This is a genomic window from Allobosea sp. 05T439, from assembly GCF_056396005.1.
The window spans coordinates 250,650-270,802 of the sequence record NZ_JBFTKP010000008.1 but is presented as its reverse complement, the minus strand read 5'-3'; the positions used below and the strand labels follow the sequence as shown (position 1 = coordinate 270,802).

General features: G+C 64.5%; 15 protein-coding genes, 1 tRNA gene and 1 pseudogene. 12 read left to right on the top strand and 5 right to left on the bottom strand.

Annotation, left to right across the window (positions count from 1 at the left end; all coding sequences use genetic code 11):
• From AC1DIO_RS12355 to AC1DIO_RS12345, 3 genes and pseudogenes are all read right to left on the bottom strand, one after another.
• Positions 1-398, bottom strand: a 398-nt coding sequence (locus AC1DIO_RS12355; RefSeq protein ID WP_476853458.1) for a hypothetical protein, incomplete at its 3' end; no start/stop codon positions are given.
• Positions 399-1,184: 786 nt separating this feature from the next.
• A complete protein-coding gene (locus AC1DIO_RS12350; RefSeq protein ID WP_476853457.1) occupies positions 1,185-5,162 on the bottom strand; it encodes an autotransporter domain-containing protein in 3,978 nt (1,325 codons plus the stop codon).
• A 279-nt stretch (positions 5,163-5,441) separates the two neighbouring features.
• A pseudogene (locus AC1DIO_RS12345) lies at positions 5,442-6,125 on the bottom strand (recombinase family protein).
• 25 nt (positions 6,126-6,150) lie between these two features.
• Here AC1DIO_RS12345 and AC1DIO_RS12340 point away from each other — a divergent pair.
• A complete protein-coding gene (locus AC1DIO_RS12340) occupies positions 6,151-6,642 on the top strand; it encodes a hypothetical protein (RefSeq protein ID WP_476853456.1) in 492 nt (163 codons plus the stop codon).
• Entirely contained in the window at positions 6,639-7,142 is a 504-nt protein-coding gene (locus AC1DIO_RS12335; RefSeq protein WP_476853455.1) for a terminase small subunit-like protein, read from the top strand. Before AC1DIO_RS12340 ends, AC1DIO_RS12335 begins: the two co-directional genes overlap by 4 nt.
• Positions 7,143-7,421: 279 nt before the next feature.
• On the opposite strand, the gene AC1DIO_RS12330 is transcribed toward AC1DIO_RS12335, so the two are convergent.
• A tRNA-Arg gene (locus AC1DIO_RS12330) sits at positions 7,422-7,498 on the bottom strand.
• Positions 7,499-8,097: 599 nt separating this feature from the next.
• Here AC1DIO_RS12330 and AC1DIO_RS12325 point away from each other — a divergent pair.
• From AC1DIO_RS12325 to AC1DIO_RS12295, 7 genes are read left to right on the top strand one after another with little or no spacing between them, the layout of a single operon-like run.
• A complete protein-coding gene (locus tag AC1DIO_RS12325; protein ID WP_476853454.1) occupies positions 8,098-9,297 on the top strand; it encodes a mandelate racemase/muconate lactonizing enzyme family protein in 1,200 nt (399 codons plus the stop codon).
• Positions 9,275-10,024, top strand: a complete 750-nt coding sequence (locus tag AC1DIO_RS12320) for a GntR family transcriptional regulator (protein ID WP_441504887.1) — start codon at positions 9,275-9,277, stop codon at positions 10,022-10,024. Before AC1DIO_RS12325 ends, AC1DIO_RS12320 begins: the two co-directional genes overlap by 23 nt.
• 31 nt (positions 10,025-10,055) lie before the next feature.
• Positions 10,056-11,369 (top strand): ABC transporter substrate-binding protein, encoded by a 1,314-nt coding sequence (locus tag AC1DIO_RS12315; protein ID WP_441504886.1) that lies wholly within the window; start codon positions 10,056-10,058, stop codon positions 11,367-11,369.
• A gap of 54 nt (positions 11,370-11,423) precedes the next feature.
• Positions 11,424-12,287: a carbohydrate ABC transporter permease gene (locus AC1DIO_RS12310; RefSeq protein WP_441490677.1), complete on the top strand. Its 864-nt coding sequence runs from the start codon at positions 11,424-11,426 to the stop codon at positions 12,285-12,287.
• Complete coding sequence (locus AC1DIO_RS12305) at positions 12,287-13,192, top strand: carbohydrate ABC transporter permease (RefSeq protein WP_441490678.1); 906 nt, start codon at positions 12,287-12,289, stop codon at positions 13,190-13,192. The genes AC1DIO_RS12310 and AC1DIO_RS12305 overlap by 1 nt, the downstream gene beginning before the upstream one ends.
• 3 nt (positions 13,193-13,195) lie before the next feature.
• Positions 13,196-13,627, top strand: coding sequence for a GlcG/HbpS family heme-binding protein (locus tag AC1DIO_RS12300; protein WP_441490679.1), 432 nt, complete (start codon positions 13,196-13,198; stop codon positions 13,625-13,627).
• Between the two features lie 40 nt (positions 13,628-13,667).
• Positions 13,668-15,368: a GMC family oxidoreductase gene (locus tag AC1DIO_RS12295; protein WP_441490680.1), complete on the top strand. Its 1,701-nt coding sequence runs from the start codon at positions 13,668-13,670 to the stop codon at positions 15,366-15,368.
• A 366-nt stretch (positions 15,369-15,734) separates the two neighbouring features.
• Here the strand turns inward: AC1DIO_RS12295 and AC1DIO_RS12290 are convergent, their stop codons facing one another.
• The gene (locus AC1DIO_RS12290; protein WP_476853453.1) at positions 15,735-16,427 is read right to left on the bottom strand and encodes a 3'-5' exonuclease; all 693 of its coding nucleotides are present in this window, start codon (positions 16,425-16,427) and stop codon (positions 15,735-15,737) included.
• Between the two features lie 390 nt (positions 16,428-16,817).
• Here AC1DIO_RS12290 and AC1DIO_RS12285 point away from each other — a divergent pair, with 390 nt between their 5' ends.
• The 3 genes from AC1DIO_RS12285 to AC1DIO_RS12275 all read left to right on the top strand — a co-directional run bounded on the left by AC1DIO_RS12285 (position 16,818) and on the right by AC1DIO_RS12275 (position 20,133).
• A complete protein-coding gene (locus tag AC1DIO_RS12285; RefSeq protein ID WP_476853452.1) occupies positions 16,818-17,468 on the top strand; it encodes a hypothetical protein in 651 nt (216 codons plus the stop codon).
• A gap of 646 nt (positions 17,469-18,114) precedes the next feature.
• Positions 18,115-18,390 (top strand): YMGG-like glycine zipper-containing protein, encoded by a 276-nt coding sequence (locus AC1DIO_RS12280; protein WP_441490683.1) that lies wholly within the window; start codon positions 18,115-18,117, stop codon positions 18,388-18,390.
• A 468-nt stretch (positions 18,391-18,858) separates the two neighbouring features.
• Entirely contained in the window at positions 18,859-20,133 is a 1,275-nt protein-coding gene (locus tag AC1DIO_RS12275) for a patatin-like phospholipase family protein (RefSeq protein WP_476853451.1), read from the top strand.
• Positions 20,134-20,153: the final 20 nt, after the last annotated feature.

Sequence of the window (20,153 nt, the reverse complement as noted above, 5' to 3'; positions counted from 1 at the left end):
ATGAAAACGAGCAGGCCATCGGCAATGATGCGGCTGCCCGCGCCGTCAGCGAGCAAGGCGGACGGGATACCGCCATTGGGATTGTTGATCGAGGAGCCGGACGTAAACTCGATCAGCCCTCCGGCCAGGGCCTGCACGAGACTTTGACCGCCGCCATTGGGCCAATTCACAGTAACGGCGCGAGCAATGATGGTCCCGCCATTGGCCTGCATGGCGATGGCTCCGCCACCGCCGTCATTGCTCAACACGATTCCGTTGGCCTCGATCCGTGCCCCGGTGCTGGCACCCAACCCCAAGCCACTCGCTGTCACCGGGCCGTTTACGGTGACGAGCGAATTGGTGCTGGCGTCAATTCCGGTTCCGAACCCCTGGGCCCGCACCAGGCCATTTGCGGTCACATCGGCACCATTCGTGGCCGTGATCGCTGTCCCGAAGCCGACCGAGATATTGCCGACCGTACATGGAGGAGGGCCGTTCTGCGCAATCCCTCCATTTCCACTCGGTGTCACGCACGCGGGCTGAGCGTAGGCGGCCGATGCAGGGAGCCAAACTGCGCCAGCAGCACCCGCTGTAAGCCAAGCCACCAGACGCATCGTCTCATGCGCGCGGCCACGCTTGGTAAATTCGGGAGATCGATTGAGCCTCACGGGAGGCGTCGCAAGAGCGGGGACGATTTGGCTCGGCGCGCCTAAAACGAAAGGGGCCAGATACCGCAAAACCGCAGCCAGGGCTGGGCACGAAATCAAGGAGTGACCCGATCGCATTCACCACCTCCGGATAAGCTCGTTACATCCGGCGCTCCACGCTCGTCGTGCAGGGTAGCCGGAAGCACACGCCCCCAATCCATACCTGCTCCCTCTCGCGCGTAGGTCGCGAGCGCGATCGGTACGCGATCGCATTGCGAGCAGTCGAAGCCAGAATCAAAGGCAGAATCACATAGGCTCTGTGTGACGACACTCAGAGAAAGCACCGGCGACATCTACAAAATGTTTACGTGGGCATCTTCGGCGTCGATGCGGATCCATATATTTTGGCGCGAACGCCACGGTTCCAACTGAGATTTGTTGTCGGCGCAATCGCTGGATCGACTGACGCAGCGCTCGCGACTGCCGGCTTTGTAACGACCTCAAGGTGAACATAATTCGAGGAGGTCTCTACTGGACGTCCGCGACCCGAGGCCCTTGTCAGAACCTCACCGCCAAGTTCGCCTTGAAGGCGTGGTCCTGGGTGTCGGCCGCGAGCTGGCCGGTATAGCTCAGGCCGAGCGAGGCGCTGCTGCTGATGGCGAGATCGAGACCGGCCTCGACGAGGGCGGCGTTCTTCGCGATCGGCAGGCCGGCGACGCTGAAGGGCGAGCTGCCGGCGAAGGCGAGCGTCGCTTTCGGATCGACATCGCCGAAGGCATGGCGCCAGGCCAGCGTGCCGCGCAGGGTCAGGTCCATGCCCTGCAATGCGAACTGGCTCGAGGCGCGCAGACCCAGCGTGGAATAGCCGAGGCTGGTATCGTCGCCGCGGCCCGAGAGCGCCGCCGCCCCGCCGGTCTCCCTCAGCCCGTCCGTGTGCAGGCTGACATAGGCCAGGCCAGCAAAAGGCTCCAGTGCCACCTTGCCTAGAGCGACGCGGTAGCCGAGTTCGCCGAAGACCTGCGCCGTGCCGGCATCGTAGCCGGCGCGCGGATTGTCGCTGAAGCCGGCGAAGGCGACGGTGCGGCGGGTCGCGACGTCGTGCCAGGTGTAGCTCGCGCCGGTGCGCAGGCCGAGCGCGCCCCATTGCCCCCCGCCATAGAGGCCGAGATGGTAGTTGTCGCTCTCGCCCGAGGAGAGCCGGGCGTTCACGTCGAACTTGCTGCGGCTGTAGCCGGCGATCACGCCGAAGCGCATGGTATCGAACGCCGCGACATCGGTGCCGAGCAGGAAGCCGCCGGTCGAGCGCGTCAGCTTGGCGGCGTTGCCGTCGGCGTCGCTCCGGCCCCAGGAACCGTAGCCCTGGCCCCAGACCGCGAAGCGATCCGAGCCGAGCCGGGGCATCGGCCCGGTCGCGCTCGGGGCGAGATCGGCGGTGAAGCCGTAGCTCAGCGTCGCCATCGGCTGGGCCCCGACCGCGCCGAAAGCCGCGCGCAGCCGGTCGTTGACGGTAGAGCGCAGGAGCCAGCTCTCGTCGATGAGCGCGCTCTTGGCCGAGGCGTGGATCTCGCCCGAGAGCCCGCCGAAGGCCTGGCGGGCCGAGCCTGCGTCGAGGATCAAGAGGCTGTTGTAGAGCGCTAGCGCGCCGCCGACTTGCGGCAGGGTGTCGAGCGCGCCTGCCGTGGCGAACTGGTTGCGGGTCTGCGCCACGGTCTGGAACACCGCAGGCGCCGGCGTCGGGCCTGCACCGGCAGATGGCGTGCTCTTGATCCCGATAATGAGATCGACCTGGCTGGGCCGATGATCGACAGCGACATCGAGGAAGGCGGCGCGCGACGCGGCTCCGGCGACGGTGCCGATGACGCCGCCGGCGGCAGTGATGACCGTGTAGCGCTGGCCGTTGATGTAGCTCGCCTGCGGATCGAGCGCGGTGATGCTGAGCTGGGCGCCGGTGACCGTGGCCTGGCCCGAGGCGGCGATACGGTCGGAGGTACCGTTGCCGGCGATCTCGACCGCGTAGGTCGAGCCCGGCGCCAGCACCAGGTTGCCGTTGACGTTGAGGGTGCCGATCGAGTTGCCGGGCGCAACCGTGGCGCCGGAGTGGATCGTCGTGGCGCCGACCGTGCCAGAGCCGGCCAGCGTCGCGCCGCTCAGCACCGTGACGGCCGAATTGGCGAGCGAGCCGTTGACCGCGAGTGTGCCGACCGCGACCGTGGTCGGGCCGGTGAGGTTGCCGGTGCCGGTCAGGTTCAGGCGGCCGGCGCCGCGCTTGGTCAGCGAGCCGGAGCCATTGACCGCATTGTCGAAGCTGGCATCGGTCGGCTGGTCGATGATCATCGCGGCGTTGTTCAGGATCGCGCCGCTGCCGAAGCTCGCGGCCTGGCCGATCAGCGTGCCGGCGAAGATGGTGGTACCGCCGCTAAAGGTGTTGGTACCGGTCAGGATCTGCGTGCCGGCACCTGCCTTGGCGAGCGCGAGTGGCGCGTCGCCCGGCTCGCCATCGCTGAGCGTGCCGGCGAAGCTCGCCGTGCCGGAGGGCAGCGCGATCGTCAGCGAGCCGGCCTGCGTCACACTGGCGTTGACGACAATGCCCGAACCCGAGAGCGAGCGCACCGTCGTCGCATGGCCGTTGACCATCAGCGCGCCAGTTGCCGCGAGCGTCACGTCCGAGTTCGGTGAGAAGGCCGTGTCGGAGAGCGCCGTCAGCGTCACGCCCGCACCGACCGAGGTCGGGCCGCCATAGCTGTTGGCGCCGCCGAGATCGACCGCGCCGATGTCGGTGGCGCTGTTGACGAAGGACAGGGCTCCGCCAGCGCCGATGCCGTCGGTGATGTTGCCTGAGAGGGTCATCACCTGGCCGTTGACGTCGATCGCGCCGCCCGTGGCATTGACCGCGATCGCGTTGGCGAAGCTGTTGATGAAGCTCTCACCCGCCTTGAAGGTGCCGCCATCCAGCGTCAGCACACCCGAGCCGAGTGCATCCGCGCTGCCGGCCTGCAGGATGCCGGCCGCGACCGTGGTGCCGCCGGAATGCGTGTTAAAGCCGGAGAGCAGCAGCGTGCCAGCCCCGAGCTTGGTCAGGCTGCCCGCGCCGGAGATCGCGCCGCCGAGCTGCAGCTGGGTCCCGGGCCCGACATCGACGCCGCCCGCGCCGGCAAGCGTCACGGCACGGAAGCTGTCGAAGCTCGCCGTCGTCGCGAGCGTGCCGCCGTTGAAGGTCAGCCCGCCGGCCGGGTCGCCGAGATTGGCGTTGGACGACACCTGGAGCGTGCCGGCATTGATGGTGGTCCCGCCGGTGTAGGTGTTGGCGCCGGAGAGGACCAGCGTTCCCGCGCCGGTCTTGGTGATCCCGCCTTCGCCCGCGATGCTGCCCACCGACGCGCTCGACGCCGATCCGGAAAGAATCGACGTGCCGGAAGCGATCTGCAAGGTGACGTTGTTCGGCGCACCGCCGAGGTTGCTGATGAAGATGTCATTACCGAGATTCTGTTTCGCGACTTGGCCCGAAACTCCCTTGTTGGCGGCATTGCCCGAGAAGGCGAAATCGCCGGCCTGCTTGATGATCAGCGAGCCCCCATCCATGACGAACACGGCGCCGCCGTATCCCGTGCCCGCTTGCCCGTTGAGGCCGCCGCCGGAGGAGCCATCACCGCCGCCGCCACCGCCGCTACTACCGGCGCCGTGAGCAACGCTGCCTCCGCCCCCACCGCCGCCGCCAGCCCCGAAGCCCCCATTGCCGCCCACACCGCCCGTGCCGGCCGCATTGCCGCCGCCACCTCCGCCGCCGCCACCGGTGCTCCCGGCGCCCCCGTTGCCGCCACCGCTGCCACCGGTGCCGCCCGAGAGGGGAAACCCGGAGCCGCTGCCGCCATTGCCGCCGGTGGTACCGGCGTTGTTGCTGCCGACGCCGCCGTTCAGCCCGCCGCCGCCGGCACCGCCGTTATTGAGGTTGGCGACCGTGGTGCCGCCGTTGCCGCCCGTCGCGTTGTGGCTCGCGAAGCCCACGTTCTCGAGCGAAACCGCGGCGCCAACGTTCACGAACAGTCCCGCGCCGGCGCCGAGACCGCCGCCACCGGCCGCGGCGCTGCTGTTACCGCCGTTGCCTCCCCGGGCGAACCCGTTCTGGAGTGTGAGATCCTGGAAAGCGACCGTGCCCGTATCGACAACGAAGAGCTGGCGGTTGCCGCCGCCATCGATTTTCGCTCCGCCGGTTCCGACGATCGTGACGGTCTGGGTGGGGGTCAGATGGGTGATGGAGGCCATCAGATTGATAGTGTTGTTCGCTCCCGATGCAGCAATCGTGATCGTGTACGGCGTGCCGGACGCGTTTGCCGCCGCAATTTCGGCGTTCAGGTTGGTCGTGTCGGTCGCCGGGTTCCCGCTGATGGTGACCGTTCCGGCCTGCACCGGCATCACAGCGCCGACGACCATCAGCAAGCCGGCGGGCAGCGCCATCGGGGCGGCAGCAGCAAGGGAAAAGAGTGCCCTGCGCGGACGACCCGCGTACCGGCGTAGCGCGTTGATCAGCGAGAGCCCCATGCGTCACCCCCTTGCATGAGACCGCGCCAGGATGCGGCGCGAGCGCGGATACCTGCTGGCCTAGAACCGCCAGCTGAACTTGCCCTTTGGGCGAGATCTCGGACGTTGCTGTTGGCCCGTGCGATCGCCGCCGGCAGGCCGGCGCCGTCGGAAACATTTGTGACCGCCTGGGCGTGCGCAGAAGTGCAACTGATAGGGGCGTATGCTGTACCGCACAGCAGGGCGGATCGCATCCAATGTTTGCGCTGACGTCGACGGACGGGCCTGACCTTCACAATGTCACCCTGCCAATGCGTCCGTCCGTCGTGGCCATGGTCGGGAATGGGCGCCAACGCCTATAACCGCGATACGGCGATGTCTCATGTGAGACGAGCACAAAGCGGACTTTGTTCCCAGACAGGGAAGTGCGGACTGATCGCCTAGCGCCGTGATTGCCGGCTGGAGTGACATAACGGCAACAATCCCGCGCTGTTGGCGGGGAACCAGCGGTGCATGCCGACGCGACTGTAAGCGGATGTTCGGCTTGCCGAGCTTCGTGCCGCGGGCCTTGGCAGCGGCGAGCGCTGCCTTCGTGCAGGTCGAGATCATCTTGCGCTCGGCCTGTGCCACCACCACCATGATGCCAACGACCATCGTTCGCTTTCGGCATATCAACGGCGAGGAACCTGACGCCGGCCTTCTGCAGGCCGAGCAGGAAATGGGCATCGCGTGACAGGCGATCGAGTTTCGCGATCACCAGCGTCGCGCCATAGAGTTTGCAGGCCTCGAATGCCGCCTGAATCTGGGGTCTATCGGCATGCTTGCCACTCTCGACCTCGACAAACTCCTGCTTGAGCTGCCAGCGCCCGCCATCAAGGAATCGGTCACTGCCTTGCGCTGCGCCTCGAGTCCCAGACCAGACCGGCCCTGATCCTGCGTAGACACGCGAAGACGCGCGGAGAGCTTTCGAACTCGGGATGACATTCGCAGGGAGTTATGGCGGTGCGGGTTGATTCCCGATGCGGCCATCGCCGCGCGGCGGGCATCGATCGAGCGCTATGAGCAGGAGATCAGCCTCTATTCTGCAGCCGCAAGGGAGGCGGCCAGTTCTGCCGCGAGCCGCGCGGCCAGAAACATCGCATGCGCTGCTGCCAAACCGGTCGGCATTGAGGGCGGAGTTGCTCACGGCGTGGGACGGTGCAACGTCCTCGGAAATCAATTCCACTGCCGAACCATCGCATATATAGTGTCTACGCATACGGCGGGTACCAATATGCAGGCAGACTTTCATCGACTTCAGTGTCGGATCGGCATCGGCGATGAGGATGTCGCGCTTCTGGCTGGCGTCACTGAACGTGCGGTCCGCTACTGGCGCGCTGGCACGAATCCAGCGCCCCAAAGCGCCACACTGATCCTACGGGCCTTCGAGGACGGTCTTGTCACGGCGGAATGGCTGAAGACAGAGGTCGCCAAGGCGGGTCAGCGGGGGACTGCGGCATGAAGACGACGACCGCAAGACGCGCGGAAGCTGCTTCCAGCCCCAGACGCGCAGGGCGGCCACCATCTTTCCCATTCTCCAAGGAGATCGGGGATGAAATCTGTCGCCAAATGATTGAGGGAAATGACCTTGGAACAATTTGCCAGCGTCCGGGCATGCCGAGCCGGTATCAGGTTGACTATTGGAGGGTTCATCATCCCGATTTTGCCGCGCAATTAGCGCGTGCGAGAGAATGCCTGGCCCATGCGGAATTCGATAAGATCAAGGAGTTGATCGAAAACTGCACCGAGACAAACGCCAACGCGACCCGTGTGAAGATCCAGGCCTACCAATGGCGCGTGATGAAGCTGAGCCCCCGGAGCTTCGGCGACAAGACGACGATTGAGGCCACCGCCACCGTGAACACGTCCTACACGCGAACGCTCGACGTAAACGGATTGGACTTGTCCGAAATGCTGGCGCTGGAGAAGGCGCTGATGAAGACCATCGAGCGTCAGGGCTGATCGCTGGGGAGTCTGGCGCGTCGGTCGTCGGACGGAGGCGCAGGCGGCAGCAGTCATCGTGCGGCGGGTGCGGCTCTCGCCAGGCGCCAAGGCGTTTGGGCGGACTCCGCCAGACTGGGAGGCCGCAGTCGCCCGGCTGGCAGCTGGCGCTCTCGCCCCAAGCTTCTATCCGGCATCGACGCCGTGCGCGGATCGATAGAAAACCGCGCCGCCGCTAGCTATGTGCTAGCTATGCTTCGGCGCCGTCCCGCGCCTTTTGATCTAACTACATGAAATTATTGGCGCGCCCGACACGATTCGAACGTGTGACCTTTGCCTTCGGAGGGCAACGCTCTATCCAGCTGAGCTACGGGCGCAATCCGCGGATGGTGGATAGCTGATTGCCGGACGCTCGGCAACAGGCGTTTGAACGAGGCGGCGAAGGCCGAGTTGGCAGAGCTCTCCGGTTCGTATCGTGTCGGGCGGCCGCGGTTGTGGCTGGATTTTAAGCCGCCCTCGCGAAGCCGCCGCTCATCGCCTGTTGCCAGACATGCGCAGAGGCGCGGCGCACCTTCTCGGCGGAGAAGGCCATGGGCTAGCTCTTGCCGCTGCCCTGCGTCGGCAATGCTCTCTTAGGCGCCGCTGGAATGATTCCGTCAGCCGGCGCATCGAGCATGGCGCCAGCCCAGCGGCCGTGGCCGCGAGCGCTTTGGACTTGCTTCCCCGGATTGTCGAAAAGACGTGAGTGCCAGTCACTCTCCAAATCAGCCCTTTTCATCAGCGCCAACGAAATGCGCTTCATCGGCCGGAGTGCCCAGGCGCGAAGCGTATGGACGATACGCTCGGCCGCTCACTAAACGAGAGGGCACGCTCCCTGGCCAAGCTTCATGTCGCAGGCGACGATCTTGTCGGCCACTCCATCTTGACGGCGCGCCAAAAAAAATAAATTATAATTTATAATATCGGAGGCGCGACGTTGAAGATTTCTCGACTCAGGGCGATCCAGCTCGAAGCACGGTTCGCGGATGTGTTCGGCGGCATCGAGAAGGTGCCCGCAGAACTGCTCGCTCCGGCCGCTCATTTTCGGCGGATTCCCCGCACCGGCCAGGTTTCGACGCTGGTCATCGTCGAGAGCAATGACGGCGCCATCGGCTATGGCGAGGCTTTTGGCTTGCCCCATGCCGGCGCGGCGACTGCGATCATCAACGGTGTCATCGCGCCGGTGCTGATCGGCGCCGAGATCGGCGATCCCAACGAGATGCTCGGGGACCTCGAGCGCTATTTCACGGCGATGGGCAGCACGCGCGGACCCGCCATCGAAGCTCTGAGCGGCGTCGACATCGCCTTGTGGGATCTCAAGGCGCGGGCCGCCGGCCTGCCGCTCGCGACGCTGCTGGGCGGCTCGCCGGGCCCGGTCGCGACCTATGTCAGCCCCGTCGGCTTCCAGGATCATCCCGACAAGTCGGCGCGCGCCGCGCGGGCCTATCTCGATCAGGGCTACACCGCCATCAAGCTCAAGGTCGGCCGCGGCCTCGCGATCGATATCGATCATATCGCTGCCGTGCGCGGCGAAATGGGCTCTGACAAGGCGCTCTATCTCGATGCGAATTGCGCCTATGACGTGCCTACGGCGATCGCGGTCGCCAAGGCGCTCGCTCCCTACAATATCGGCTGGTTCGAGGAGCCGGTGCCGCCTGATGATCCCCAGGCCCTCGCCGAGGTGCGCAGGGCTTCGCCCGTGCCGGTAGCAGCGGGCGAGAACGATTTTACGCTCGCCGCTCACGCCAAACTGGTCGCTGCCGATGCGGTCGATTTCCTGCAGCCAAATATTTCACGCGCGGGTGGCGTGTCGGGTCTGATGGCGATCGGCGCGCTCTGTGCGCGCTCCGGCATCCTGATGGCACCGCATGGCGTCGGCAGCTGCGTMGCCGTCTCGGCGGCAGTGCATACCTGCCGGGCGGCGCCAGCCGTCCATGTCTATGAGGCAAACCGGCTGCTGAACCCGCTGCGCGACAACATGGCGGTGCGCCCACTCGTCACGGAAGCCGGGCAACTCGTCGCTCAGGATTTCCCGGGTCACGGGGGCGAGCCGGATCTAGCACGCCTTGCCCGTTACGTCGTGAACGGCCTCGAGACCAACGCGGAGCGGGGCGATGTCATCCATATCAGTGCGTAGCCCCGGCGACATGGGCGAACTCGTCGGCAAGCCCGGCGAGACGCTCGCCGAGACCTTGCGGCGCACGCTGCTCGACATGATCGTCTTCGGCTACTTCGAGCGGGGCACGCGGCTCTATCCGGAAAAGCTCGCCGAGCATTTCAACGTCAGCCTGACTCCGGTGCGCGAGGCCCTGATGCGACTGGCGGCGGAGGGCTTCATCGAGGTCATCCAGCGGCGCGGCTATCATATCCGCGACCCCGACGCGAAGCAGGTTCTCGACCTCTGGCAGGTGCGGCTCGCAATCGAGCTGATGGCCGGCGAACTGATGATCGGACGCCTGAACGAAGGCAGCCTCGACATCACGGCTGTCGACGCGATCGAGGAGGTCCAGCGCCGCCTCGAAGTCGATCCGCAGGAGATCTCGCACAAGAATCGACATGAGCAGAACGCGAGCTTCCATCACAAGATCGTCGAGTTCAGCGGCAACGACCTGCTGCTCTCGACCTATCGCGGAATCCAGATGCAGGTGCTGAACGCCTGGATCCAGCGCGGCATCGAATCCTGGCGCACGCGCCATGCCTCGGAAGCCGTCGAGCACCGCGCCATCATCAAAGCGCTGCGCGACCGCAATCCCAACGACTACGCGAAGGCGGTGCGCGCCCATCTGGGCCGCTCGCTCAAGGACGCGCTGGCTGATCTCAAGGCCCGCAATCTGATCGAAGAACTCGCACAGAGCCGAACCTAATCGGCCGCTTTTTCATGGGGAGGAAATGAACATGAAGAGACGTCACGTTCTAAATGGCCTGGCGGCGCTCGGTTTCGTGGCTGCAGGCGCGCTTGTTCCACAGGCCCCGGTCTTGGCGCAGACCAAGACGATCCGCATGTGGACGTTCCTGAGCGCCACAGGGACGACGCCGCGCGAGGTGGCCCTGGCGCAGATCATCAAGAATTACGAGGCCGCCAATCCCGGCACGAAGATCGTCGTGGAGACGCAGGTCTGGGATCAGATGACACCGAAGTTCCTGGCGGCCCATCGCGCCGGCAACGCGCCCGACATCAGTTGGGTGGTGACCGATTTCCTTGGCGACGCGATCGGCTCCGGATCGCTGGCCGACCTCAACGAGCTGTTCATCAAAAAATGGCCGGCAGAACAGGTCAAGGACCATGCCAGCGCCTATTGGGACCTGACCAAGAAGGGCGACAAACAATATGCCTTGTTCGCCTCGCCGAACTACATCTCGATCGTCTACCGCGCGGATCTGATGAAGGCTGCCGGCATTGACCCGGCTTCGATCAAGACCTGGGATGACTTCCGCGCCGCCGCCGAGAAGCTGACGGTGAAGAACGCCGGAGGCCAGGTGACGCGCTATGGCTATGCCCAGGGCTTCAGCGAGCAGCAGGCCGACCCGCACATGATGATCCCCTATCTTCTCGGAGAGGGCGAGACGCTGTTCAAGCCGGACGGAAAAGCCAATTTCGCCAGCCCCGCGGGCGTCGCCGCCATGACCTTCGCGACCGACCTGGTCAAGAAATACAATGTCTCGCCGCCCCAATCGGCGACCTGGACGGTCGACGACCTCTTCGAACAGTTCTCCTCCGACCGCGTCGCCATGATCCAGGGCCCGAGCGTGCGCGTCTCGACGTTGCAGGCCAAGCTCGGCAAGGAGAATGTCGGCCTGATGCTTTGGCCGGGCAACGGCAAGTCCGCCCATTCGCCGGCTGTCATGGCCGGTTGGGCCGTCGGCGTCTGGTCAAAGGGCACGCAGAAGGAGGAGGCCGGCAAGTTCGTAGACTACCTGTTGGGCGCGGAAGCCGAGAAGATCTGGGTCACCATCGGCGGGCAGTCGCCCCTGATGGCATCAACGGCGAAGGCGGTCGCCCCCTTCGTCGACCAGCCGGGCAACGGCTATATCCGCGTCGCCGCCGAGGGGGCGAGCAAATATGGCTGGCTCACTCCGATTGAGTTCAATGTCGGCGGCTACCGGCAGGCGCTGAACAAGGCGACGCAACGCATCATCGTCGAAGGCGTCGCCGTCAAGGCGGCCCTCGAAGAGGCAGAAACCCGCTTCAACCGTCAGAACAATCGCTGACGTGAGCCAGGCGGAGTCGAATCCGGCTCCGCCTTCGATCAGGGATCGCTCTCGATGACGATGTATTCGCGCCTMGCCGGCGTCAATTACGTGCTGCCTGCGATGGCCCTGCTCATGCTGGTGCTGTTCTCGCCGGTCCTCTACGGCTTCTGGTTCAGCCTGTTCCGCATCCAGTATGGCGCGCCGACGGATTTCGCGGGCCTGGAAAACTATGCACGGCTGCTCGACGATCCAGTGCTCGCCGCCACGTTCGAGCGCAGCGCGCTGTTCACCTGCGCCGCCGTCGCGCTGACACTGGTCATCGCGCTTGCTCTCGCCGTCTGGATCAACCGACTCGGCCAGCGGCTCGGCTTCGTCGTCCAGATGATCGTCATCCTGCCCTGGATCATCTCGACGGTGGTGGCGACGCTGCTGTTCCGCTGGGTCTTCGTCAGCGATATCGGGCTGGTGGGATCGCTGATCCGGATGGCGGGCATCCCCGACGTGCAGCTCCTCAACAGCCCCGGCAGCGCCATGGCCTTGCTGATTGGCGTCTCGGTGTGGAAGCGGGTTGGCTATGCCGTGATCATCCTGCTCGCGGGGCTCAAGGGCATTCCCGACGATTACGAGGAAGCCGCCAAGATCGATGGCGCCAATCCTTGGCAGATCTTCTGGCTGATCGTGCTGCCGCTCTTGAAGACTCCGCTGTTGCTGGTCACGATCGTGCTGACCCTGTCCAACCTCAATACCGTCGAGACACCGCTCGTCCTGACCGGCGGCGGACCGGGCGATGCGACACGAATCCTGCCGATCGAGGTGTTCGACCGCGCCTTCGTGAATTTTGACCTCGGCTCGGCCACGGCGCTCGCCCTGGTGATGTTTGCCGGCAATATCCTGCTCGTCCTGGCCTATGTCAGGCTCGCGAAGTGGAAGACGTGATGAGCGCTGCCTCTTCCGCCGCTCATCCCAGGCCCGTCCCAGCGCAGAATGCCCAGCCGGTCGGAGCCCGCGCGATCCTGCCCGGCCCGCTCGGCTTCGTCATCGCCGCCCTCTTCCTGGTGCTGGCCGGCCTCAATTTGCTGCCCCTGTTCTGGGGCGTGCTCACCTCGCTCAAGTCGCAACCGGACCTGTTCAGGACGCCTCCGGTGCTGTTTGATTTCATACCGACGGCCGAGAACTACCAGCGCGTCGTCGACAGCGGCTTTCTCGGCAATATGCGTGTGAGCGTGTTCTATTGCGTGGTCACGGTGGCGAGCGTGCTGCTGCTCGCGCTKCCTGCCGCCTATGCCTTCGACCGCTTCGATTTCCCACTGCGCCGGGCGCTGTTCATGCTCGTCGTCGCCAGCATTCCGCTGTCGCTCGGCGCGGCCGCGCTGCTGATCCCGAACTATCTGTATTTCACCCGGCTGGGCCTGACCAATTCCTGGTTCACGCTGCCGGTGATCTACACCGCCTACCAGCTGCCGATGGCGATTTGGATCATCAAGGGCTCGCTGGAAGCCATCCCGCGCGAACTCGATGAGGCCGCGATCATAGACGGCGCCACGCATTTCCAGATCCTGACGCGCGTGATGCTGCCCCTGACGCGGCCCGCACTGGGCGCGGCCGGGGTGCTGACCTTCGTCGCCTGCTGGAACGAATTCGTGGCCGGCTCGGTGATGATCGACACGCCGGACCTGCGGCCGATCCAGCCGGCGATCTACAATTTCATCGGCTATTTCGGGCGCGAATGGGGCCCTCTGACAGCCTCCGCGACGCTCGCCATTCTCCCCATCCTCATCGCATTCGCCTTGCTCAGCCGCCTCATCGTGTCCGGCCTGACCAAGGGTTCGGTCAAGGGCTGAGACATGCATACCATCTCCAATATCGGCTGCGACGAGGCTGAGGCCGTCATCACTGCCGCAGCCAGGGAAGCGGCGCAGATCGGCGTGCCGCAGAACATCGCGATCGTCGATGCCGCTGGCCACCTGGTGGCCTTCCGCCGAATGGACGGGGCGAAATTCACCTCGATCGAGATCGCGCTGGCAAAGGCCTTCACTGCGGCCGGCACCCTGGTCGAGACCCGGGCGATCGGGCCCAAGACCCTACCGGGTGAACCCGGCTTCGGCATCCAGAACATGCATGGCGGCCGCTTTACCACGCTCGCCGGCGGCATGCCGCTGAGAGCCGGGACACAGGTGGTCGGCGCGATCGGCGTCAGCTCTGGCTCGACCGCTCAGGACCAGCAGGTGGCCGAGGCCGGGGCGGCTGCCTTCGCTGCCCTCGGCCTCTCCGCCTGATCCGCCTTTCCCTGCCTCTGCAAGCATCGTGAGCCTCACCATGTGGGATATCATCATCGTGGGCGGCGGTTCGGCCGGCTGCGTCCTGGCCAATCGCCTCTCCGCCGACCTATCGAGAAAGGTCCTGCTGATCGAGGCCGGGCGCGACCTCAAGCCCGGGGAGGAAGGTGCGGCGATCCTCGACACTTATCCCGGCAAGGCCGCGTTCGACCCGCAGAACCACTGGCCGGACCTGCTGGTGCAGACTCAGCCGCATCTTCACAATGTGGCCAACCGTCCGCCCGCAAAGCGCTACGAGCAACCGATGCTGATCGGCGGTGGCTCCAGCATCAACGGCCAGATCGCCAATCGCGGCACGCCCGACGACTACAACGAATGGGGTCAGGCCGGCGCCGAGGGCTGGGACTGGGACGCCGTGCTACCCTATTTCATCAAGGCTGAGACGGATCTGGACTATTCGGGACCGCTGCACGGCAAGAGCGGGCCGATCCCGATCCACCGCATCCCGCATGAGCGCTGGCCGGCCTTCTCCATTGCCGCCGAGGCCGCCATGGAAGCGCAGGGTTTACCAGACATCAAGGACCAGAACGGTGCCTTCGGCGACGGGCATTTTGCTATAACGCTGTCAAACAACGGGCAGCATCGCGTGTCGACCGCCATGGCCTATCTCGACGCCGCGACCCGGCGACGGCCCAATCTCACGATCATGACCAACACTCAGGTGCTCACTCTGGCGATGCAGGGCAATCAGGTCGTCGGCGTCGACATCGCAAGGGGCAAGGGCCAGGAAAGGCTGGCGGCCCGCGAGGTCGTGGTGTCCTCCGGCAGCATGCACTCGCCGGCCCTGCTGATGCGCTCCGGCATCGGCCCAGGCGGGCATCTGCGCTCGCTCGGCATCGAGGTCCGGGCCAATCTGCAGGGCGTGGGCGCCAATCTGCAGGAGCACCCCGGCATCTCGCTCTCGGGCTACATCAAGCCAGCGGCGCGGCTCGGCAACTCGACGCGCCGCCATATCCATGTCGGCATGCGCTACAGTTCCGGCGTCGAGGAGTGCGGGCCGTCCGACATGTTCCTGATGGTCGCCGCCAAATCCGCCTGGCATCCGCTGGGACCGCGGATCGGCACAATCATCTCCTGGATCAATAAGGCTCATTCGCGCGGCGAGGTGCGGCTGGCATCGTCGGATCCGCGCAAGGAGCCGACAGCGGACTTCAATTATCTCTCCGACCATCGCGATCTCCAGCGCATGGGCGCGGCCGTCCACCTTATTGCAAGGCTCTTTGCCACGCGGCCCCTTGCCGATCTCGTCGAGATGCCGGGCGCCTCGAGCTATAGCGGCTTTGCCAAGTCGCTGGGCCGCCAGACCGTGCGCAACTACCTGATCACCGCGCCGATTGCGCTCGCCATCGATGCTCTGCCGCCGCTGCGAAAGCTGTTCTTCCAGCGCGCCGTCTCAAGCGGCATCAGCTTGCAATCGCTGCTGAACGAGCCCGACATCCTCGAGGCCTACGTCAAGGCACATGCCTTCGGCCAATGGCACTGCTGCGGAACCTGCCGCATGGGCGCTGCGGTCGACCCCGACGCGGTCGTGGACGGCGCCACGGGGCGGGTGCATGGCGTGGGCGGCCTCAGCGTCGTCGATGCCTCGATCATGCCCACCGCGCCACGCGCGAACCTGAACCTGCCGGTGATCATGATGGCCGAGCGCATGGCAGACCTGATCGCGGCCCGACCAACCTAGGCTATACCTGCCAGTGCGGACGGACGTGGCAGCATCGTCGAACATGCCGATCACCGAGCGAGCGGCACGCTGAACGCCACCGCCCAGCCGGAGATCAACGACGAGGCGCCTCGATCTACGGCCGAATACTGGTCAGGTTGGGCACGATCGTGGGCTGGTMGAGCGCGGCGAAGCAGATTTCGCAGCACGCCCTCTAAGCCGCAATGAACCCCGGCGCCTGGTCAAAACTCGCCAACTGTGGATCGGACGAGGAGTGCCGGCCCCTGCGTCGGATTGAATGGCCCAGACAGCACCAGGGGATGTCGTCTTTTCTGTCCATGCGGAATCGAAGCCGACGATGGTTCAGAAGCAACAACTCATTTTGGGTTAGTTCACCGAGCTGATGTTCTGCGCGACAGCACCGGCTAATCCAAATTTGCGGTGCGATTTTGCGTCAGGGCTACCTAACGCCGCCAGCCAGTCACGCGCTCGCGCAGCCGGGACACGCTGCAGCCGGTGCAGCACGTCGTGATCGAAATGCTCGGCGCGACAAAGAGAGCGTGCGTCTGCGCAGATGCGATCGAATAGGTGCGCGGTCACGAAAGTATCTGCACTCGCTCGATGGAGCCGTCCAGGGAACGAAATGCCCATCTCTTCGATGAGGCCGCCCAATCGATAACTCTTCCGGCCCGGAAACATGCGCCGAGCCAACAGCAGAGTGCAAAGAGTGCGAACGGGCCGCCCCTCAAGGAATTCGCTCGCCTCATGCTCGTAGAATTTTCGATCGAAGCCCGCGTTGTGGCAAACGACGGGCGACGATCCAATGAAGGACGCCAGCTGACGCATGGCTATGGCCGAGGTCGGTGCTCCGATCAGCATCGCAGTGGTTATGCCGGTGATCTGAGTGATCTCCGCGGGCACGCGAACGCCTGGGTCGACGAAGGTGAGTAACTCGCGGCCTGCTCGACCATCCAGCACTTCGCGAGCTGATACTTCAATCACCCGAGCACCCATTGCTGGGCTGAGGCCGGTTGTCTCGAAGTCGAGCACGACAAAGCGTCCGCCGGGAATGCTGTTCAAGGTTGAGACTCCTGGCGCCCGTTTCGTTGATTCGAAGACAGGATACCATTCAGTGATGGTCGGCCGCGCCTAAAGTCCTCGGACATCCGGGCCAGGGAATGCCTCAAGCTCGAGGTCGAGCCCAAGCGTTTCCGCCAATACGACCAGTTTCTCGCTGCGGGCCAGCCATGGGGTGAAGTCCGACGCTTCAGATAGCCCGATATCGCGCAGATCCACGTGTTCAAGTCGGCCGGGCGTGGGCGTCGCCAACTGCATCCCCAGGTTGCCGCGATTTCGTTTAGTTCTTTGAGAAGACGATCGAAGCGAACGGCAGTCTCCAGCCCACTCGTTGGTTGCTGACACGGCTTTACACAGCGCGGTATATCCAGACATGCGGTTTCAGGGGGCAGCATGCACGCATCCGTAGTCGATTGGGATCGCATCGAAGGGTTCATCGGCTATGGGACGCGCAACGCCCCTGTCGTCTTCATTGGGATGGAAGAGGGAGCCGGTTCGAACGATGATCTGCGCAGCGGACTTGCGCGGAGATCTTTATTTGATCCGATCGTAGAGTTGACGCCCCAAGTGCAGACCCAGCGAACCTGGAGACCGATGTGCGACCTGATGCTTCGACGGCAGGGAAATTCGGCTCCGAGCCTCGCAGACCGGCAACGCTATCAATTTGAACGGTTAGGTCGCGCTGGCGGCGACACACTGCTCACCGAGCTGATGCCCTATCCGAGCAATAACATCCGTGTCTGGCCGTATAAGGAGTTCGGACGCTACGGTGACCGGGAAAGCTATATGAGGGATTGCCTGGCTCGCCGGATCGACTTGCTAAGGGCAACACTGAGCTCAGCGCCGCGCGACCTGGTCATTTGTTATGGCAAGGGACATTGGCCGCATTTCCGGAAGCTGTTCGATGGTCCATGGGTGACCACGGGCGGGTTTGAAATTGGCCGGTTTGGTGCGTCGCGGGTCGTGCTCGCCCCGCATTTCTCCGGACGCGCCTTCAATAGCGGGGAGCAGCTACGTGCGTTCGCAGCGATCGCCCTGGGGTGACGAGTAAGGCGACAAGACCAGGTATCGCATGGGCTTGCGCCGGCTGTGGCGGGATCGTGCCGTGATCCCTTGCGGACCGCTTCCTAGGGTCGGGTCGGCACTCAATCTATTGTAATGTAAGGGATTTTTCGGAGCGCGTTTGGCGCGATTTCCAGCTGAGCTACGGGCGCAATCCGTGGATGGTGGATAGCTGATTGCCGGACGCTCGCAACAGGCGTTTGATCGAAGGCCGAACTGGAGACAGCACAGGTTCAAATCCTGTTGGGCGGGCCGATTAAGTCGAAGTTGATATTCCGGGGCTGGCAGCCGTGGCGGACCGGCGTCTCGTTGCGATCATCAGGGGCAGCTTGCCGGATGGGGCCATGCCCACTTCACGACGGATGTATCCGCCTATCGGCCGGCCGCGCCCCGAAGCGCCGCCGACCGATTGGTCCGTTTCGATGATCCGTGGCCAATCGATTGCCACTCCAGTGCGGGCAGCGGGCTCGCGGAGGGCGCATGCCAAGCGGCGGTTTTCAGCCTTCGGTTCAGGGCGGCAAGAAACGCCATGCACATAGATTGGGACGCAGGGCGATGGCAGGTTCGGCTGCTTGGCCTAGATTGATGCGTTCGCATTCGCGCGCACTCTTGAACAAGGAGCCCCATAATGATCCGTTCGATCACGTTCGCCGGCTTTATCGGCCTCGGCCTCTTCCTCGCAGGCTGCAACCCTGAGTCTCAGTCGCAGCGCACGCTTGGCGGCGCTGCAATTGGCGCTGGCGGCGGTGCGCTCATTGGTGGGATCGCGGGCGGCGGACGGGGGGCCGCGATCGGTGCCCTCGCTGGTGGCGTGACCGGTGCGGTCGTCGGCCGGGCGACAACCCCGAACAACTGCATCTTCCAGGACAGGAGCGGTCGCCGTTTCACGGGGCCCTGCCCATAAGGCGCGCCTGAGCGCAGCTGCGGGCCAAAGGGCGGGCCGCCTGGCAGCATCTGGTCTTGTACACGGCCGCTCCGATGGGGTGGTCGGGCCAAGACCGCAACCCTATCGGGGCGGCCCGTCGCACCGGCGACGGTCCGGCCTTCATGAGTGAACGAAACTGCGTCGGATGCCGAAGCAGTCAATGGCGGGATTCCGAGCCAGAACCTGATTGCCGGTTGCAATTTGATCGAGCGGTTGGACCGAATCGGCTATGTGCCGGAATGTCAGTTACGTAACCAGCCATCGTGCGACGGTGCCGGAGAGCGAATGAGGCTGCTTGCTKAGAAGGGCGTGAAGGCCATCTGGCTGATGGCCACGCTCATCCTCTGCGCCTGCTCGGCTGCGGATGTCGGGCCCGTCAATAGTCACGCGGAGAAGACGCCGCCACCGTCGCCGGAATTCGTCCCCGATCGCGGGGATGACGGCTCGATGGTCGTTGGCCTCGCCTTCTCGGGAGGTGGCGTTCGCGCTTCAGCCTTTTCCTACGGCGTCCTGCGTGCGCTTGACGATATCGTCGTCGACGAGAAGCCTTATCGACGTACGATGGTCGATAATGTCCGGATGATTTCCGGGGTCTCCGGCGGCGCCATTACCGCGGCCTATTTCGGCTATCGTGGCCGCGACGACTACCGTGATTTCGATGATCGCTTCTTGTTCCAGCACGCAGAAGCGAGCATGGAAACATCGCTGGCGTCACCCTTCAGCCTGTCCCGGGCAGTGGCTGGCGGCGTCAATGACCGAAATACCTTTGCACGCTGGTTGAACGATAATCTGTTCGATGGGGCAGATTTTACCCGTTTCAAATGGGCGAACGCACCGTCCGTCTGGATCAGCGCTTCGGATATCTACAATCGGACGCCTTTTCTATTTAGCTACGATACCTTTGCGGCGCTCTGCAGTGATCTCGACAAGCTGAAGATTTCGGATGCGGTGGCAGCCTCCGCCGCCGTGCCTGTCGTCTTTGCGCCCGTCGTGCTGGCTGCCACCAAACAGGATTGCGGCTATAGCCGCCCCGCCTGGTTGAAGGAGGCGCTGAGTGGCTCCAACCCATCCACGCGACTGACGGCCTACGCCAACGCATTGCACTCCTATCATGCCGAAGACGGCATCAAGTTTGTGCGGCTGATGGATGGCGGGCTGACGGACAATCTGGGCATAACGGGTTTCGTCCTCGAAAGAAGCGCGTCAAAGACACCGCACGGACCATTATCGGCGGAGCAGGCCGTCAAGCTGCGCCATTTCCTGTTCATCGTTGCCGATGCTGGCCGCGGGCAAACGGATGATTGGGGGGCTTCGATGAATGGCCCCTGGCTGGCGCCGCTGGTCGAAGCGGCAATCGATACCGGCATGACCTCATCGTCTCGCCATGGTCTCGACGCTTTGAACTTTGCCGTCGAAAGGTGGAAGGAGCGGGTGGTCCGCTATCGTTGCGGGTTGCCGTTGGAAACCGTGCGCCGGATCCGGGGCAGCGCTGACGGCTGGGACTGCCGTAAGGTGGATTTCAAGGTCGAACACCTTGAATTCGCTGATCTGGAACAGAACGTCGCGTCCCACCTKAACCGCGTCGAAACGCGGCTCTCGCTGCCGCGCGAGCAGGTCGAGCTGCTCATCGAGGCCGGAAGGACGGTTGTTCACCGGAGCGCGGCCGTGAAGCAGGCGGTCGACGATGTCCGCCGCGCTGCGGGCGTCAGCGGGGGAAATTGATCGCGAGGCCCCTGTCGTTC

Bases quoted from the DNA above. Each gene is read 5' to 3' on its own strand.
- AC1DIO_RS12350 (WP_476853457.1), bottom strand. From the start codon at position 5,162: ATGGGGCTCTCGCTGATCAACGCGCTACGCCGGTACGCGGGTCGTCCG.
- AC1DIO_RS12335 (WP_476853455.1), top strand. From the start codon at position 6,639: ATGAAGACGACGACCGCAAGACGCGCGGAAGCTGCTTCCAGCCCCAGA.
- AC1DIO_RS12320 (WP_441504887.1), top strand. From the start codon at position 9,275: ATGTCATCCATATCAGTGCGTAGCCCCGGCGACATGGGCGAACTCGTC.
- AC1DIO_RS12315 (WP_441504886.1), top strand. From the start codon at position 10,056: ATGAAGAGACGTCACGTTCTAAATGGCCTGGCGGCGCTCGGTTTCGTG.
- AC1DIO_RS12300 (WP_441490679.1), top strand. From the start codon at position 13,196: ATGCATACCATCTCCAATATCGGCTGCGACGAGGCTGAGGCCGTCATC.
- AC1DIO_RS12295 (WP_441490680.1), top strand. From the start codon at position 13,668: ATGTGGGATATCATCATCGTGGGCGGCGGTTCGGCCGGCTGCGTCCTG.
- AC1DIO_RS12285 (WP_476853452.1), top strand. From the start codon at position 16,818: ATGCACGCATCCGTAGTCGATTGGGATCGCATCGAAGGGTTCATCGGC.
- AC1DIO_RS12280 (WP_441490683.1), top strand. From the start codon at position 18,115: ATGATCCGTTCGATCACGTTCGCCGGCTTTATCGGCCTCGGCCTCTTC.